Origin of the sequence: Paraclostridium sordellii (genome assembly GCF_000953675.1) — a bacterium.
Taxonomy (GTDB): Bacteria; Bacillota; Clostridia; order Peptostreptococcales; family Peptostreptococcaceae; genus Paraclostridium; species Paraclostridium sordellii.
Map to the genome: position 1 here is coordinate 1,619,773 of NZ_LN679998.1, position 18,522 is coordinate 1,638,294.

Consider the following 18,522-nt stretch of genomic DNA (forward strand, 5'->3'; position numbering starts at 1 on the left):
ATATGAGGTGTATTATGGGAATTTTATATGAAAAAATGACTTTTGGAGGATGGGCAATATTCCTATTTGTACTATTAGCATTGATGGCATTTAACGAACTTGGAAGATCAACGAAATGGGCAGGTATTCTATTGTTTTTAATAGTACCTACAGTTTTAACTATTTATGTTTGGCCAACTACAGCAGCACCAGGTAATGAGTATGGAACTGGAACTTGGTTTAACTGGGTGAAAACTTATTCGGCACTTGCAGGATGTATTTGGTTTATGGCTCTTAGATATATTCCATCATTACAAAAGAAAAAATGGGCATTGGCTCTTCCAGCAATTATTTTAGCCTTAAATATACTTGAAGCTGCTATTAGAGATTTCCAAATATTTTCTTATGGATTGGCTAATGGTGGAGTTGTAGACAATCTTTGGACTATATCTGGACCTTGGAATATTATGAATGGTATAGCAGGAATATTGAATATAATTACAATTTGTGGTTGGTGTGGAATATTTATATCAAAAGATAAAACAAAGGATATGATATGGCCAGATATGATATGGACATGGATTATAGCTTATGATTTATGGAACTTTGCTTATACTTATAACTGTATATCAGATCATTCACTTTATTGTGGTGCAGCTTTATTACTTTCATGTACTATACCAACTTTCTTTATAAAAAGAGGGGCTTGGCTACAACATCGTGCTCAAACATTGGCTCTTTGGATTATGTTTGTTATGACTGTTCCACAATTTGCTGATAGAATAGCACCAGTTGCTACAACACATAACAAGAGTGCTTTCTTTGTAGTAAGTTTGATATCTTTAATTGCAAATGCAGCTTTAGCAATTTATCAATTTAATAAAATAAGAAAGAATAGACTTAATCCAATAAAGGATGAAATTTACACAGATACTAATGCTTATAGAAATGTGGTTTTAGAAAATAAGTAGATTTAAAATAAGTAGGTGAAAATAATGCACGAACTAGGGGTAGTTATAGAAGTTGTAAAAACCGTAGAAAAAGTAGCCTTAGAAAATAATTTAACAAAAGTAGATAGCGTGGTATTACAGATAGGTGAGTTATCTTCTATGATACCTAAATATGTAGAAAGTTGTTTTCCAGTAGCAGTATATAATACAAGTTTAAAGGACACGAAGCTAAAAATAGAAGTTATACCTGCAAATGGTATGTGTAAAATTTGTAATAAAGTATTTAATGTAAAAGAAAATAATGGTCAATGTATTTATTGTAACAGTAAGAGTTGGGATTTACTCAGTGGAAAAGGGTTTATGATTAAGGAAATAATAGCCTATTAAATAAGAATGTAGTTATTAAGTATAAAAAACTTAGTAACTACATTTTTTTATAAAAATATATAAAGTAAATATTGAGAATAGGCTCCCAACAATGTTTTTTCTGAAATTAATTATGTTTGTAATAAAGTATAGGTTTTGTTATGATGTATGGTAATAAAGAAAAAACTACAAAGTATTAGTGTAAGAGGTGGTAGTAGAAGTATCTAGATAAGTTATAGTTACAGCTTATCTAGATACACCCACATAGAGGAGATTAAGAGAATATTAGTATTAGCTAATATTCTTTGGTTAAAATGGAGTAGAGTTAGAATACATTGTAGTATCGTAATTACTACAATAGTATTCTTAACAACAATATTATATAGGTTTAATAAGGGGGTAAAATTATGATAGAAAGTATAAAGAAAAGAGCTTATGAAATAGAAAATGAATTAGGAAAAGAAATAGAAGAAGTATGTGATTTTATATTTAACAATCCAGAGCTAGGAAATGAAGAATATATATCATCTAAATATTTAGTTGATAAAATGAAAGAATATGGATTTGATACAATTTATCCATACTGTAATATGGATACTGCTTTTAGAGCAGAACTAGGAGATAATAATGGTCCTACTATAGCATTTTTAGCAGAGTATGATGCCTTACCTGGATATGGAGAAAATAAAGAACCAGCTCATGCTTGTGGTCATAACTGGATTGCAGCATCAACACTAGGAGCATGTATGGTACTTAGTAAGCTAAAAGAAATGTTTAAAGGAAAAATTGTATTAATAGGAACACCAGCTGAAGAAAGTACAGGAGGAAAATGTGATTTAGTTAAGAGTGGAGCTTTTGATGATATTGATGTATGTTATCAGATGCATATAGAAGCTTTTAACAATATAAATTGTAAGGCTTTGGCAATGGATTCAATAGAATTTACATTTAAAGGAGTAGCAGCACATGCAGCTAGTCATCCTCATATGGGAGTTAATGCATTAGATGCAGTACAACTTACTTTTGCAGGAATCAATGCACTAAGACAACATGTAAAATCAGATGTTAGAATACACGGTATAGTTTCAGATGGAGGAGAAGCAGCAAATATAGTTCCAGAAAAAGCATCTTGTAAGTTTTATATAAGAGCTAGTGAAAGAAGTTATTTAAATGAAGTAACTAAAAAAGTTATAAATTGCGCAAAAGGTGCAGAATTAATGACAGGTGCTAAGTTAACTTATAGAAATTTCGAAAATCCTTTTGACAATATAATAAACAATAAGGTGCTTCAAGATATAACAAAGAATAATTTAATTGAAGTAGGTATAACGGATATATTAGAAGGAAAAGATGGTCCAGTAGGTTCTACAGATATAGGCAATGTAAGTCAAGTTTGTCCTACTATGTATACAGAAATAGCCCTAGATATAAATCCGATGGCATATGTTCATGAGAAAGAGTTTTTAAATTATGCAAACTCTAAGGAAGCTTATGATAAACTTCACAAGTCGGTAAAAGCAATGGTGGGATGTGCTTTAGAAATTTATTTAGAAGATGGATTACTTGATGAGATTAAGAAAAATCATTTAAATATATAGGAGTTGCTTATTCTATATTGTAGGCAAGATTTTAAATGTGAAAAAAATTAAATTTAATATAATTATGATTTTTAAGGTAAGTTTTTCAGTTAAGCTGATTTACTTACCTTTTTTCGCGGAGTGAGTTTTATGTTTATATCATCTTCCTTCACTGAAAGTCTAAAGTTCAGGACTTAACGTTTCGTCAGATTGATATAAACATAAAACTATTTCCTCAAATATTTAATTAAAAAGATTTTAATAAGACTATTGTTAGGTATGAGATGTAATCTTAGTAAATTGATTTGGTAAAAAAATAAATATATGATAATATAGAACTAATTATAATATTGGTAAAAAATGGAACGAATGTTATTTAAAATTTAAATGTATACTACTCAATTACACGTATCAAAAGATTGATAATAAGGCATTGACAATAAAGTATTATTTGGAGGGAAAATGAAAAAAAGTATATTAATGATAACTCCTGAAAATAAGGAGATTAATAGATTTAGAAAAAGGCAGGTAAATAACTTTATACAAATAACGATGCCATATTTAGCAGCATTTGTTGATGAGAGTAAATATGAAATTACTTTAATAGATGAGTACAATCAAAAAATACTTTTTGAAAAGTTTTATGATTTAGTTGTAATCACAGTTAATACTGCAAATGCACCACATTGCTATAATATTGCAAAGATATTTAAAGATAAAGGAAGTACGATTGTATTTGGAGGACCTCATGCAACTCTTTTACCAGAGGAAGTAAAAGAACATTGTGATGTAGTAATTATTGGAGAAGCTGAAAAGAGTTGGCCAAAATTTTTAAATGATTTTTACAGTGGAACTTATGATAGTGAATATAGATGCTTAAAAACTCCAACATTAGAAGGAATACCAATCCCAAGAAGGGATTTAATAAAAGGAAGATGGCTTACTAAAGGCGCAGTTTTTGCTACAAGAGGATGTCCCTATAGTTGTTCTTATTGTAATTTAAAGCAAATATATGAAGATTCCTTTAGAAAAAGACCTATACAAGAAGTAATAGAAGATGTTAAAAATTGCAAAAGTAAGTTTTTTGTTTTTTGGGATGATAATTTTTTCGGAGATATTGATTATGCAAAAGATTTATTAAAAGAACTTAGAAAATTAAATAAAAAATGGGCAGCTCAGGTTACTTTAGAAAGATGTAATGATGATGAGTTGTTAAGATTAGCAAAAATGGCAGGATGTGTTTATTTCTTTGTTGGATTAGAATCTTTTTCAAAAGAAACTTTACAAACTGTAAACAAGGGGTTAAATGATGTAGATAAATATAAAGAGCTAATAGATTCTGTTCATAAATATGGAATTTGTATACAAGCAGGGATAATATTTGGATTTGATACGGATACAAAAGAAGTATTTAAAACAACTTTAGATCGATGTAATTACCTAGGAATTGATGGTGTTACAGTTAGCATATTAACTCCACTTCCCAAAACACCACTATATTATCAATTAAAGAAAGAAGGTAGATTATTAACCGATGATTGGTCTTATTATAACGGTAAAACTAGAGTTGCTTTTAGACCTAAAAATATGAGTTCAGAGGAATTATTTGATGGATATATGTGGTTTAGAAGAAATTTTTACTCTTTAAAATCAATATCTACTAGATTGAGAAAATCAAAAGCTAATGTTTTATATAATTTAATAGTTAATTTAGGATATAAAATTTCAATAAGATAAGTATAATAGTCACAACATTTATAAATATATAAATTAACTTTTTATTTATATAGACAATTTAAATAACATTATCCTGTGTCCATTTTAGTGAATATAAGTTTTTCCTTAATCTCTCTCAATAGATTCAAATAAAGACTCATTTTATTCACTTTACCTCTATTAAACTCTCACATGTTATGCAAAGTCATTTAAGGGTATCTTAGAAAATGTAAGATTTATTTTTATTCATTTTCTCTAATAGCTACAATTACTTTTATTGTTTTCTTCATTTAAATCTTCACTTTGTATAAGTTTAATTATATTAAAGGTTTATTACTTAATAAATATGGAATATAATGGAACTAGTGAAAAATTGATTAAATTATTTTTTTATACTTTAAATTTATCTAATTAAGAGATATTATAAGAAAGAATGCATATGTTAATATTTTATTGCATTAATTTTTATTTTATAACATATGTTAAAATAATATATTGGAGGAAAAATGATACTTTACGAGAGAAAACATAAAGAAATAGCAAAAGAATATGCTTATAGAGTTTTAAAAGATAATATTATGTCTTTAAACTTAAAGCCGGGGGAATTGTTAAGTGAATCTAATTTATCTGAAAAATTAAAAATATCTAGAACACCAATAAGAGAAATATTGATGAAATTAAAAAATGAGCATCTTATTGAAGTTAAACCTCAAGCAGGTACTTATGTATCATTAATAGATATGGACCTTATAAGTGAAGCCATATTTATGAGATCTGTGCTAGAAAAAGAAGTTTTAATAGAAGCTTGTAATAAATTTCCAGAAGAATTATTTATAGAATTAGAAAAAAATTTATTTGCACAAAAATTAGTTGTTGATAAACCAGGAAAAGAAATCGAGTTTCATGATTTAGATAAAAATTTTCACAAGTTAATATTCTTAGGGTGTAATAAAGCAAATATATGGGATGCTATTATGAATATAGGCACTCACTACAATAGAATGCGGCTTTTAGCTGAAATGAAAAGCAATAAAATGCAAATAATAAAACAGCATGAAGAAATGCTAGATATAATTAAAAATAAAGAATTTGATAAGATAGATACGTACATAAACAAACATATAGTAGAACCTGCAAGTAAATGGGAAACATTAATAAATGAAAATGAAGAACTAAAGGCGTTCTTCAAGTAAAAGTATATAAAACATACATCAATAAATTACAAGTGTATGTTTTATATACTTTTTATTTGTAATGAATTGTGAAAATATTTGTAATTTATTGTAAAAATTTTAGGAAAAGGTATTGCATTAGAAAAATTGATATGCTAGTATACAAGTATATCATAAGAGTGGAGGTACAATATATGAAATTACCATTTAGTATTGACTTAAAAGATAAGGTAGCTGTAGTAACAGGTGGTACAGGTATACTTTGTGGGGCTATGGTTGATGCTTTAGCTGAATGTGGAGCTAAAGTAGCTATACTTGCATTAGGGAAAGAAGCTTGTGAAGCTAAAGCTAAAGAAATAGTAGACAACGGGGGATGTGCTATAGGTATAGAAGCTAATGTTTTAGATAAAGAAAGTTTAAAAAGAGCACATGAGATAATTTTAAAAGAATTTGGACCATGTGATATATTAATAAATGGAGCTGGTGGAAACCATCCAAAAGGAACTACAACTAAAGAATACTTACTTGAAGAAGATTTAGATAATGAAGAATTAACATCATTCTTTGACCTAGATCAAAAAGGGGTAGAGTTTGTATTTAATTTAAATTTCTTAGGAACATTACTTCCATCACAAGAATTTAGTAGAGATATGATAAATAGAGAAGGATGTACAATTATAAATATATCTTCAATGAATGCATATACTCCTCTTACTAAAATACCAGCATACTCAGGAGCAAAGGCTGCAGTAAGTAATTTTACTCAATGGTTAGCTGTACATATGTCAAGAGTTGGAATAAGAGTAAATGCTATAGCACCTGGATTCTTTGTAACAGCTCAAAATGAAAAGTTATTATTTAATGAAGATGGAACTCTAACAGAAAGAAGTCAAAAAATATTAAATAGTACACCAATGGGAAGATATGGTGAAGCTGAAGAATTAATAGGAACATTATTATATTTAGTAAGTAGTGAGGCATCAGGATTTGTAAACGGTGTAGTAATACCAGTAGATGGAGCATTTAGTGCTTACTCAGGAGTATAGGAGATAGATTATGTTAAATACTATAAAAAATGAGGGAATTGTTGCAGTAATAAGAGCAAAGGACCATGATGAAGCTAAAGGATATATAAATGCTTGTGTAAATGGTGGAATAAGAGCAGTAGAATTAACGTATTCAATACCTAATGTTGTTGATTTAATAAATGAATTAAGCTGTGATGAAAATCTTATATTAGGGGTTGGAAGTGTTTTAAATAAAAAAATGGCTAAATATGCAATTTTAGCTGGAGCAAAATATGTTGTAAGCCCAGGGTATAATGAAGAAGTTAATGAAGTATGCAAGGAATTAAACACTCTTTATTTACCAGGATGTATGACAGTAACTGAAATAATGAATGCTATAGAAAGTGGAAATCAAATGGTAAAATTATTCCCAGGAGACGTATTTGGACCTAAATATGTAAAAGCTATAAAAGCTCCAATACCTAACGCTCAAATAATGCCAACAGGTGGAGTTAGTATAGATAATGTAGATAAGTGGTTTGAAATGGGAGTTTCTTGTGTAGGAGTAGGTAGTTCATTATTTGGAGCAGGAAGCTTAGAAGATATAGAAAAACTAGCTAAAGAATTTGTGGAGAAAATAAAAGATGTTAAAAACAAATAATAAAAAGATTTTAGGATTTGGGGAAATAATGCTAAGACTTACACCTCCTAATAATCAAAAGATTATACAAGTTAATTCATTTGATGCAACTTATGGTGGAGGAGAAGCAAATGTAGTTGCGAGTTTAGCAAGTTTTGGACATCAAACTAAGTTTGTGACGAAATTACCTAATAACTCTTTAGGTGATAAAGTTATAAGAGACTTAAGGGGTTATAATATAGATACAAGTGACATATTACAAGGTGATGGAAGACTTGGTATTTATTTTTTAGAAATTGGGCATGGACTTAGAAGCACTGAAGTTATATATGATAGAAAATATTCCGCTATATCTATGGCTAATAAAGATGAGTTTGATATAGAGAATATGCTAAAAGATGTTAAAATGGTTCATTTATCAGGGATAACACCAGCGTTAAGTAAAGAATTATATGAATTAACTATAGAGATAGCAAAATATTGCCATAATACTGGTATACTAGTATCCTTAGATTCTAATTATAGAGCGAAACTTTGGAGCTTAGAGGATGCTAAAGGATTTTTAGAAGAAATACTTCCTTTTGTAGATATAGCTTTTTTAGGAAGTTTAGATATGACAAATATATTAAAATATGAAGATTTAGGTTTGGAATTTGAAGATACCCTTAAAAATTTATATAAAAGATTATTTGAAAAATATCCAAATATAAAATATGCAGCTTGTACAAAGAGAACTGTTCATTCAATAAATAATAATTCATTAAAAGGTTATTTATTTGATAATGAAAATTTATATAGTTCAAAGGAATACAAATTCGATATATTAGATAGAGTTGGTGGAGGAGATGCATTTACAGCAGGTATACTTCACGGAATTTTAGATAATTTAGATAAAAAAGATATCATAGAATTTGGAGTTTGCGCAAGTTCATTAAAGCACTCTATAAAGGGTGATATAAACATAATAGATAAAGATAGTGTAACAAGCTTGTTAGGAAAAGGATTGCAAAATATAAAAAGATAATTGGGGAGAATAAGAATATGGAAATGACGTTTAGATGGTATGGAAAAGATGACCCTGTAAAGATAGAGTACATCAGACAAATACCTGGTATGAAAGGGATAGTAACTGCAATATATGATATACCAGTAGGAGAAGTTTGGCCATTAGAAAACATATTAGAGTTAAAAAAAACTGTAGAAGACAATGGACTAAAGCTTTCAGTTATAGAAAGTGTACCAGTTCATGAAGATATAAAATTAGGTTTACCAACTAGAGAAAGATACATAGAAAATTACAAGGAAACATTAAGAAACTTAGGAAAATCAGGTATAGAAACAGTATGTTATAACTTTATGCCAGTATTTGATTGGACTCGTTCAGATCTAAACTATGAGCTTGAAGATGGTTCAACTTGCTTAATATATGATGAAGAAACAGTTAAGAAGATGGACCCAGCATTAGGTGAATTAGAACTTCCAGGATGGGATACATCTTATGGAGAAGGTGGACTAGGTGCATTACTTGATAAATACAAGGATGTAGATGAAGAAAAATTATGGGAAAACTTAGAGTATTTTATAAAAGAAATAATACCTGTAGCTGAAGAAAGTAACGTAAAGATGGCTATACACCCAGATGATCCACCATGGGGAATTTTTGGACTTCCAAGAATAATAACTAATTTTGAAAACTTAGAAAGATTTATAAATCTTTATGATAGTGAATATAATGGTATAACTTTATGTACAGGATCATTAGGATGTACTAAAACTAATGATATAGTAAAAATGGTAAATTACTTTGGTAAAGAAAAGAATAGAATAAACTTTGCTCATTTAAGAAATGTTTTAATAACAGGAGATAGCAGTTTCAACGAAGTTGCTCATTTATCTGAGGCAGGGTCACTAGATTTTTATGAAATAGTAAAAGCATACTGCGATTATGAATTTACAGGTCCATATAGACCCGATCATGGAAGAATGATATGGGGAGAAACTGGAAGACCAGGATATGGATTATATGATAGAGCACTAGGAGCTGTTTATATAAACGGATTAATAGAAGCAATAAATAAAAATAAATAATTAAAATAATTAAGTAGTGTTTTAAAATGAATTTTATTTTAAAACACTACTTATAAAAATAGTATAAAAAAGTAAAGAGTGAAAACTAAAATACTAATTTAGGAGAAAATTATGAAAAAGTTTATGGACCAAGATTTTATATTATCAAATGAAGTAGCTAAAATCTTATATCATAATAATGCTTCAAAAATGCCGATATTTGATTACCACTGTCATTTGCCAGCAATTGAAATAGCACAAGATAAAGAATATGAAAATGTAACTCAATTGTGGTTATATCATGATCATTATAAATGGAGAGCAATGAGAAGTTTTGGGATAGACGAAAAGTATATAACCGGGGATGCTAGTGATTTTGAAAAATTTTATGAATTTGCAAATATGATGCCTTACTTAATAGGAAATCCTATATATCATTGGACACATTTAGAACTTAAAAGATATTTCAATGTAGAAGAAACTTTAAGTGCAAAGACTGCAAAAGATATTTGGGAAAAATGTAATAATGCTATAGTTAAGAATAATTTAACAGCAAGAAATTTAATACGTATGTCTAATGTAGTTTATATAGGAACTACAGATGATCCAATTGATGATTTAAGATACCACAAAGAAATTAACAGTGATGAAAGTTTTGAGTGTGAGGTAAGACCTACATTTAGACCAGATAAAGCATTAAAAATACAAAATGAAGATTTCTGTGATTATATAAAGTTATTAGGGAAAATAGAAAATACAGAAATTAAAGACTATGATAAATTAATAGAAATATTAGAAAAAAGATTAAATTACTTTGTAGAAAATGGCTGTAATATAACAGATCATAGTTTAGAAAGAGTTTATTTTAAACCTGCTAGCAAAGAAGAAGTCGAAAATATTTTTGTTAAAGTTTTAGCGAAAGAGAAAATAAGTGTAGAAGATGCTCAAAAATACACAACATTTACATTAATAGAATTAGGGAAAATGTATAGTGAAAGAAACATGGTAATGCAACTTCATATAGGGGCGCTTAGAAATAACAATACTAGAATGTTTAATTCTGTTGGAGTAGATGCAGGATTTGATAGTATTGACGATGGAGAAATCGCTTTCTCGTTATCGAGGTTATTAGATAGCTTAGATGTAGAAGATAAGTTACCAAAAACTATCCTTTATTGTTTAAATCCAAAAGATAATGAAGTATTAGGAACTATGATTGGAAATTTCCAAGGAGGACAAGTTGCAGGAAAAATTCAATTTGGATCTGGATGGTGGTTTAATGACCAAAAAAATGGAATGGAAAGACAACTTATAGCACTTTCACAATTAGGTCTAGTTAGTAAGTTTGTAGGAATGCTTACAGATTCAAGAAGTTTCTTATCATTTACAAGACATGAATATTTCAGAAGGATTCTTTGTAATTATTTAGGAGAGTTAGTTGAAAATGGAGAGTATCCATATGATTTAGAAATATTAGGGAATATAGTAGAAGATATATGTTACAACAATGCTAAAAAATATTTTACAAAATAATCCTAGGGGGAATTTAAATATGAATAAAAGGATTAAAGCGCTTTTACTTGTGGCTATAACTAGTTTATCGGTAGTTGGATGTAGTTCAAGTAAAGATAATGAAGCAAGAGTTATGAGAGTTGCTCACAACCAAGGTGAGGATCATCCAATACATCTAGCGTTAAAAAAGTTTGAGGAAATTGTAGAAGATAAAACTAATAATGAAATAGATATACAAGTATACCCAAATGAATTATTAGGTGGACAGCGTGAGTCAGTAGAGCTTACTCAAACAGGAGCTATAGATATAGCTGTTGGAAGTATAAGTTTGCTTGAAAGCTTTAACAAATCATATAGTGTATTTAACCTTCCATATTTATTTGATAGTAAAGAACACTACCACTCTGTAATGAATGATGAAAATATAATGAACGATATATATGAATCAACTAGAGAATCTGGATTTGTTGGTCTTACATGGTTTGATGCAGGTTCAAGAAATATGTACACAACAGATAAACCTATACTGAAGCCACAAGATTTAAAGGGTAAGAAAATAAGAGTACAACAAAGTCAAACAAATATAAGAATGATGGAATTATTAGGTGGTTCTGCTACACCAATGAGTTTCGGAGAAGTTTATACTGCTCTTCAACAAAAGGTTATAGATGGAGCTGAAAATAATGAATTAGCACTTACTAATAATAAGCATGGAGAAGTTGCAAAACATTATTCATATAACCAACATGGTATGATTCCAGATATATTAATAATGAATGCTAAGCTATTAGAAAATTTAAGTGAAGAACATAGAAATATAATATTAGATGCAGTTGATGAAATAAATAAATTTGAAGTTGATGCTTGGGAAGATAAAGTAAATGAAGCAGTAGAACAATCAAAAAAGATGGGAGTAAAATTTTACTATCCAGATATAGAACCATTTAAAGAAAAAGTTTTACCACTTCACAGAGAACTGACTGAAAAAGACAAAGAAGTTAAAGCTGTATACGATAAGATACAAGCAAAAGCACCAAAAAGTAAATAAATACTAGTAGGGAGGAACAAAGGTGAATAAATTCAGAAATATATTAAACAAAGTAATAGAAGTAATATGTATTACACTACTAGCATTTATGGTAGTTTTAGGTACTTGGCAAATAATAACTCGTTATATTTTAAATAATCCAAGTACAGTATCAGAAGATTTGCTAATATATTCATTTGTATGGATGTCTTTACTAGGTTCAGCTTATGTATTTGGTAAAAAAGATCACATGACTATGGTGTTTTTTAGACAAAAACTTGAATCAAAAAGTCCTAAGGTAAAAATTATATTAAATGTAATTACAGAATTACTAGTAATGATATTTTCATCATTCGTTTTAGTGCTAGGAGGATTCCAAATAAGTATGTTAGCTATGGGTCAAATATCGCCAGCACTAGGAATATCTATGGGATATATATATTTATCACTTCCATTATCTGGAGTGATAACAATAATTTACAATATATTAAACTTAATGGATTTAAAGCAAGAGATCGCTCAATCAAATAAAAAGAATGTAAATGTTATGTAGAAATTAAAAATAATAATTAATCCGAGGGAGATAAGATTATGGAATTAGCATTTCAAGCAGGTTCAGCTATAGCTATTGTGTTTCCTATACTACTTTTATTAGGAATACCAATATCTGTGACTATAGGGATAGCATCTATATTTGGAGTAATAACTACATTATCGTGGGATATTGCAGTACTAACTGGGGCACAAAGAATATTTACTGGAATAGGTAGTTTTTCATTATTGGCAATACCATTTTTCGTATTAGCGGGAATAATAATGAATAATGGTGGTATTGCATTAAAATTAGTAAATTTCGCAAAAATATTAAGTGGTAAATTGCCAGGATCTTTAGCTCATACAAATGTAGTAGGAAATATGTTGTTTGGAGCAGTAAGTGGTTCTTCAGTTGCAGCAGCGGCTGCAATCGGTGGAACAATGGCTCCACTTCAAGCTGAGGAAGGTTATGATAAAAACTATAGTGCAGCAGTTAATATAGCCTCTGCACCAACTGGGCTTTTAATTCCTCCAAGTAACTCACTTATAATATATTCATTAGTAAGTGGAGGAACATCGGTAGCAGCCCTGTTTATGGCTGGGTATATACCAGGTATATTATGGGGATTATCAGTAATTATAGTAGCGTTTATACTTGCGAAAAAGTATAAGTATTCAAATAAATATAATATAAGCTTTAAGGAAGCTATGAAAGTATTTATAGAGGCACTTCCTAGTTTAGCTTTAATATTTATAATAATAGGTGGTATAGTAGGTGGAATATTCACAGCTACAGAAGGAGCAGCTGTTGCAGTTGTATATTCTTTCGTATTATCATTCTTTTTTTATAAATCTATAAAAGTAAAAGATATTCCAAGAATATTATTAGAAACAGTTGAAATGACAGGTATAATAGTGTTCTTAATAGGTGTATCATCAATAATGTCTTGGGTTATGGCATTTACAAATATTCCAAGTGCAATAACAGAATTATTATTAGGAATATCTTCAAGTCCAGTTATAATATTACTAATAATGAATTTAATATTATTAATAGTTGGGACATTTATGGATTTAACTCCAGCAATATTAATATTTACACCAATATTTTTACCAATAGCTAAAAACTTTGGAATGGATTCTATCCAATTTGGTATAATGCTTATATTTAACTTGTGTATAGGTAATATAACCCCACCAGTTGGGAATACACTGTTTATTGGATGTAAAGTAGGTAAAACAAAAATAGAAGAAGTAATAAAACATTTATTACCATTTTACGTAGGTATATTGGTTGTACTTATATTAGTAACATTTATACCAGAAATAAGTTTATTTATACCTAAACTTATGGGAATGATTTAATATAAAATAAGCTTAATAATATTGAAAAAGAAACAACTAAAAAATTTATACGTTAAAAAATACTCCATAATAATAAAAATATTATTATGGAGTATTTTACATTAGACAAAAAAGTTGAATAAAATATAGATAATAATAAAATCAATTTAGCTAAATTAAATTTTAAAAAATTAAAAAGAGGTTTATAATGGATATTGATAGATAAATATAGAGATAAAAATGATGATAGAGTAGTTATTATAGAAGTTACTGAAAAGGGAAGAAATATGAAGGATGAAATTATTGAGGTTCTAGAGAAAATGTATTGTAAGTTTGGTAAAAATATCGAAGATGCTATTGAACTAAAGAGATTGTTAGATAACTTATTAGTAATATTTAAATAAGAATTTGTTAATCGTATAGTTTAACAAATTCTATAATTTTAAAACAATCAATTGAATTCAATTAAATTTATCAAAATTAAAATCAGCAAATTAAAGAGAGGAAATAAAAAAATATGAAATTTTATGATTTTTCAGCAAAGAAAATGAATGGACAAGAAGTTAAGATGAATACTTTTAAGGATAAGGTTGTATTGGTGGTCAATACAGCAAGCAAATGCGGATTAACACCACAATTTTCTGAATTAGAAGAATTAAATAAGAAATATAAAGAAAAAGGTTTAGAAATTTTAGGTTTTCCTTGTAATCAATTTGCAAGTCAAGATAAAGGAAGTAATGAAGAAATACAAGAGTTTTGCTCTGTAAATTATGGAGTTACATTCAATATGTTCCAAAAGATTGATGTAAATGGAGAAAATGCGCATCCATTATATAAGTTCTTGAAAAATGAGAAAAAAGGGTTATTGAGTAAAGAGATTAAATGGAACTTTACAAAATTCCTTATTGATTCAAAAGGCAATATAGTTAAAAGGTATGGACCTACAATAAAGCCATTAAAAATAGAAGAGGATATTAAAAAGTTACTTTAAACATTGAGAGATTTTATGCTAATATAACTATTACTTTTCAAGGTAAGTTTTTCACTTAAACTGATTTACTTACCTTTTTTAGCATGTAAGTAGAAAGTATGATATCATAAAATAAAATACAGATTATGGAGAAAATTGATATGTACAAAGAAAATATTTTAGTAGTAGAAGACGATGTAGATATAAATAACTTAATAACAAAAACACTAGAAAAACATGATTATAAAGTAACACAAGCATTTTCAGGCAGTGAAGCATTATTACAATTATCCATATCAGAATTTAAATTAATATTACTAGATTTAATGCTGCCAGGCATGAGCGGAGAAGATATAATAAATAAAACTAGAGAGAAAAAAGAAATACCTATAATAGTAATTTCAGCAAAAACATCATTGCAAGATAAAGTAAATGTATTAAATATAGGAGCAGATGACTACATAATTAAACCTTTTGAGTTAGAAGAAGTAATAGCTAGAGTAAACTCACTACTTAGAAGGTATAAAAAATATGAAATAAATACACCATCAAATGAAGTATATAAATTTAAAAATATTATGTTAGAAGAAGAAACAAGAAAAGTAAAAGTTAAAGAAAAAGAGATACATTTAACTGGATATGAATTTGATATATTAAGCATTTTAATTAAACATCCAGACAGAGTATATTCAAGGGAATCACTATATGAACAAGTATGGAAAAATGGATACTATGGAGAAGATAACTCTGTAAGTGTACATATTAGTAATATTAGAAAGAAAATCAAATCAGTATCAGAGGATGAGGATTATATAAAAACTGTATGGGGAATAGGATTTAAATTAAATAATAATTGATAAAAATCTTTAAACTTTCTTGAATATTTATTAAAAATTTTCTTATATCATAGTTATTGTAGGTAATTTAAATATTAAGTAAAAATGCTAAATAAGAAAGGGGAAAGAGATGAAGGAAGTTATAAAAACATACAATCTCTCTAAAAAATATGGAGATTTTAATGCTTTATTAAATGTAAATATTAATGTAGAACAAGGGGATATATATGGATTAGTAGGCAATAATGGAGCAGGGAAAACTACGCTACTTAAAATATTAGCAGGTCAATCACATGCAAGTAGTGGTAGCTTTGAGATATTATCAATTTCAGATGAAAAAGAATTAAATGAGGTTAGAAAACATACAGGGGTTATTATTGAAACACCTAGTTTTTATCCTAATCTTACAGTTGAAAAAAACTTAGAGTATTATCGTATACAAAGAGGAATACCAGGAAAAGATGTGGTTTATAAAGCTCTTGAACTTGTAAATTTAACTTATGCTAAAAAGAAAAAATTTAGTCAGCTATCTCTTGGTATGAAGCAACGATTAGGATTAGCACTTGCAATTATGACAGAGCCAGAGTTATTAATTCTAGATGAACCAATTAATGGTTTAGACCCATCAGGTATAATTGAAATTAGAAACTTACTATTAAAATTGAATAAAGAAAAAAATATTACTATAGTAATATCAAGTCATATACTTTTAGAATTATCAAATATTGCAACTTGTTATGGATTTTTAAATAAGGGAAAACTAATCAAAGAAATATCTGCAAAAGACCTTAATAAAAAATGTAAAAGCTACTTAGAAATTAAAGTTACAAACGATAGCAAGTTAACTGCATTATTAGAAGAAAAACTAGGTTATAAAGAATATAAGGTTTTACCTAGCGAAGTAATACAAATATTTGATAAAAATAGAAATCCTCAAGATATAAGTGAGCTTATAATTAAAAATGGAATAGGATTAATCTCACTAGAAGAGAAATCCGTAAATCTTGAAAATTATTATATGTCTTTGATTGGAGGAAGTTGCAATGACTAATTATATAAAAAGTGAATTTTATCGAAATATTAATAATAAAGATAATTATTTATTTTTATTTGGAAGTATAGGGTTTGTGATATTTATAAATGTAGCATTAGGTATATTTGCAAAAGGTCAAGTAAATTTTCCATATGGAAACACCAAATATTCTTTAAGTAGCTTTTATACTTATATGGGATTATTAATGCTTATATCTGTTTTTTTAGTTTCATTAGTTTTTGGTCAGGAATTTAAAAATTCTACATTAAAAAATTCTATTGCCTTTGGAATTTCAAGAAGTGAAATATATTTTGGAAAATATTTAGTAGAAGTAGTAATTTGTACAATAAATTTAGTCTTAATCAGTAGTGCATATGTGTTAGCTGCATATATGATGCTAGAAGATAGTGGCATAATATATTTAAAAGATTTTTTACAAGCTATAATAGCATGTTTTCCACTTTTATTAGTTAGTGTTACTGCAGCTAATTGTTTTTACTTTATATTTGATAATGAGAGTATGGCTGTGACAATTTGGTCAATAATTATTGTATTTATTCCTTTGTTGATATCAATGGCTGGACGTAAAATCAATATTCTAGGCAAAATAGCCAATTGGTTACCTTGGAATATGGTTGGAAATGCTAGATTTGACAGTTCCAGTAAAAGAATGATTATGATTTGGAATTCTCAAGAAGGATTTATAAGATGTTTTATAGTTGGAATTATAGGAGTATTGATTTTTTATATATTAGGATTAGTAATGTTTAATAAAAAAGAAATAAAATAGATAAAGGTGGGCGTGTAGATGATAAGATTGATTTTAGTAGCTTTATTAATAACAAGTGTGTATTTTTCTACACGCTTTTTCTTGCTTTCTAGAAGTATTAAAAAAGTGACTAAGGATTTTAAGTATATCTCTAAAAATGTAAATAGTAATCGTAAGCTTAAACTAAATCATCCAGAGAAACATCTAGAACAACTATTATTAGAGATAAATAAATATTTAGAAGATACACAAATATATAAACAAAAATATATAAAAAGAGAAGAAGAAATTAGAAAAGAAATTGAAAATATATCTCATGATTTAAGAACACCATTAACCTCTATTAGAGGTTATTTAGAATTAATAAATGATGAAGATATTACAGATATCGAAAAGAAAGAATATATTTATATTATAGAAAAAAGAGCTAAGGTTCTTCAAAATTTAATTCAAGATTTTTATGATTTAAGTAGGCTTGAAAATAATGATTATAATTTTAGTATGGAAATAATAGATATTAATAAAGAATTAAAAGAACAAATACTTATGTTTTATAACGACTTTGATAAGAAAAATATTGATGTTGATATAAAATTAAAAGAAAATCCAATACTTGTATATTTAGATAAAAATGCTATTGAACGAGTATTTCATAATTTAATTCAAAATGCGACTAAGTATAGTAAGAGCAAGTTTTGTATGTTATTAAATAGTCAAAATGGTGAAATTATAGTAGAATTTAAAAATGATGTACAAGATATAAACCGTCAAGATTTAGATTTACTGTTTAATAGATTTTATATGAAAGATAGTTCCAGAAGTAAAGATAGTTCTGGACTAGGACTTACCATAACTAAATTTTTAATTGAGTCTATGAATGGTAAAATTGATATTGAGTTAGATAATGAGTGGATTACATTTAGAATAAATTTTTTAGTTAATAAATAAATTTATTTGTTATGCTTATTAATTATTTATATAATTAATACACGATAGAAATATCGTGTATTTTTTATGTTAAAA

At 27.6% G+C, this 18,522-nt stretch carries 19 protein-coding genes; all 19 read left to right on the forward strand.

The genetic code is table 11. The annotated features are described in order from the left end of the window. Nucleotides 1–14: 14 nt before the first annotated feature. Nucleotides 15–950, forward strand: a complete 936-nt coding sequence (locus tag ATCC9714_RS07805; protein WP_057544947.1) for a DUF5692 family protein — start codon at nt 15–17, stop codon at nt 948–950. A gap of 24 nt (nt 951–974) precedes the next feature. Beyond that, the gene (locus ATCC9714_RS07810) at nt 975–1,316 is read left to right on the forward strand and encodes a hydrogenase maturation nickel metallochaperone HypA/HybF (protein WP_021126327.1); all 342 of its coding nucleotides are present in this window, start codon (nt 975–977) and stop codon (nt 1,314–1,316) included. 386 nt (nt 1,317–1,702) lie between these two features. Then, nucleotides 1,703–2,893 (forward strand): M20 family metallopeptidase, encoded by a 1,191-nt coding sequence (locus tag ATCC9714_RS07815; protein ID WP_057544948.1) that lies wholly within the window; start codon nt 1,703–1,705, stop codon nt 2,891–2,893. Between the two features lie 441 nt (nt 2,894–3,334). Then, nucleotides 3,335–4,609 (forward strand): B12-binding domain-containing radical SAM protein, encoded by a 1,275-nt coding sequence (locus tag ATCC9714_RS07820; protein WP_057544949.1) that lies wholly within the window; start codon nt 3,335–3,337, stop codon nt 4,607–4,609. A gap of 485 nt (nt 4,610–5,094) precedes the next feature. Then, nucleotides 5,095–5,781 carry a GntR family transcriptional regulator gene (locus tag ATCC9714_RS07825; protein WP_054629340.1) on the forward strand — a complete coding sequence of 229 codons (687 nt, stop codon included), beginning with the start codon at nt 5,095–5,097 and terminating at the stop codon, nt 5,779–5,781. A 173-nt stretch (nt 5,782–5,954) separates the two neighbouring features. Then, nucleotides 5,955–6,806 (forward strand): SDR family oxidoreductase, encoded by an 852-nt coding sequence (locus ATCC9714_RS07830; protein ID WP_057544950.1) that lies wholly within the window; start codon nt 5,955–5,957, stop codon nt 6,804–6,806. 10 nt (nt 6,807–6,816) lie between these two features. After that, nucleotides 6,817–7,428 (forward strand): bifunctional 4-hydroxy-2-oxoglutarate aldolase/2-dehydro-3-deoxy-phosphogluconate aldolase, encoded by a 612-nt coding sequence (locus ATCC9714_RS07835; protein WP_077065675.1) that lies wholly within the window; start codon nt 6,817–6,819, stop codon nt 7,426–7,428. After that, nucleotides 7,412–8,431, forward strand: a complete 1,020-nt coding sequence (locus ATCC9714_RS07840) for a sugar kinase (protein ID WP_057544952.1) — start codon at nt 7,412–7,414, stop codon at nt 8,429–8,431. Before ATCC9714_RS07835 ends, ATCC9714_RS07840 begins: the two co-directional genes overlap by 17 nt. A gap of 17 nt (nt 8,432–8,448) precedes the next feature. After that, nucleotides 8,449–9,495, forward strand: a complete 1,047-nt coding sequence (uxuA, locus tag ATCC9714_RS07845; protein WP_057544953.1) for a mannonate dehydratase — start codon at nt 8,449–8,451, stop codon at nt 9,493–9,495. A 111-nt stretch (nt 9,496–9,606) separates the two neighbouring features. Next, on the forward strand, nt 9,607–11,007 hold the full coding sequence (gene uxaC / locus ATCC9714_RS07850) for a glucuronate isomerase (protein WP_057544954.1): 1,401 nt from the start codon (nt 9,607–9,609) through the stop codon (nt 11,005–11,007). Between the two features lie 19 nt (nt 11,008–11,026). Beyond that, nucleotides 11,027–12,034: a TRAP transporter substrate-binding protein gene (locus tag ATCC9714_RS07855; protein WP_021129811.1), complete on the forward strand. Its 1,008-nt coding sequence runs from the start codon at nt 11,027–11,029 to the stop codon at nt 12,032–12,034. 22 nt (nt 12,035–12,056) lie between these two features. Continuing rightward, the gene (locus ATCC9714_RS07860) at nt 12,057–12,566 is read left to right on the forward strand and encodes a TRAP transporter small permease (protein ID WP_021126308.1); all 510 of its coding nucleotides are present in this window, start codon (nt 12,057–12,059) and stop codon (nt 12,564–12,566) included. Between the two features lie 38 nt (nt 12,567–12,604). Continuing rightward, nucleotides 12,605–13,912, forward strand: coding sequence for a TRAP transporter large permease (locus ATCC9714_RS07865; RefSeq protein ID WP_057544955.1), 1,308 nt, complete (start codon nt 12,605–12,607; stop codon nt 13,910–13,912). A gap of 194 nt (nt 13,913–14,106) precedes the next feature. Continuing rightward, nucleotides 14,107–14,295 carry a MarR family winged helix-turn-helix transcriptional regulator gene (locus ATCC9714_RS07870; protein ID WP_021126304.1) on the forward strand — a complete coding sequence of 63 codons (189 nt, stop codon included), beginning with the start codon at nt 14,107–14,109 and terminating at the stop codon, nt 14,293–14,295. A 113-nt stretch (nt 14,296–14,408) separates the two neighbouring features. Beyond that, nucleotides 14,409–14,882 carry a glutathione peroxidase gene (locus ATCC9714_RS07875; protein ID WP_054629347.1) on the forward strand — a complete coding sequence of 158 codons (474 nt, stop codon included), beginning with the start codon at nt 14,409–14,411 and terminating at the stop codon, nt 14,880–14,882. A gap of 140 nt (nt 14,883–15,022) precedes the next feature. Next, complete coding sequence (locus ATCC9714_RS07880) at nt 15,023–15,718, forward strand: response regulator transcription factor (protein WP_021126302.1); 696 nt, start codon at nt 15,023–15,025, stop codon at nt 15,716–15,718. Nucleotides 15,719–15,827: 109 nt separating this feature from the next. Continuing rightward, nucleotides 15,828–16,748, forward strand: coding sequence for an ABC transporter ATP-binding protein (locus tag ATCC9714_RS07885; RefSeq protein WP_054629349.1), 921 nt, complete (start codon nt 15,828–15,830; stop codon nt 16,746–16,748). After that, complete coding sequence (locus tag ATCC9714_RS07890) at nt 16,741–17,520, forward strand: ABC transporter permease (RefSeq protein WP_057544956.1); 780 nt, start codon at nt 16,741–16,743, stop codon at nt 17,518–17,520. The genes ATCC9714_RS07885 and ATCC9714_RS07890 overlap by 8 nt, the downstream gene beginning before the upstream one ends. A gap of 18 nt (nt 17,521–17,538) precedes the next feature. Further along, nucleotides 17,539–18,447 (forward strand): sensor histidine kinase, encoded by a 909-nt coding sequence (locus tag ATCC9714_RS07895; protein WP_057544957.1) that lies wholly within the window; start codon nt 17,539–17,541, stop codon nt 18,445–18,447. The last annotated feature ends 75 nt before the right edge of the window (nt 18,448–18,522 follow it).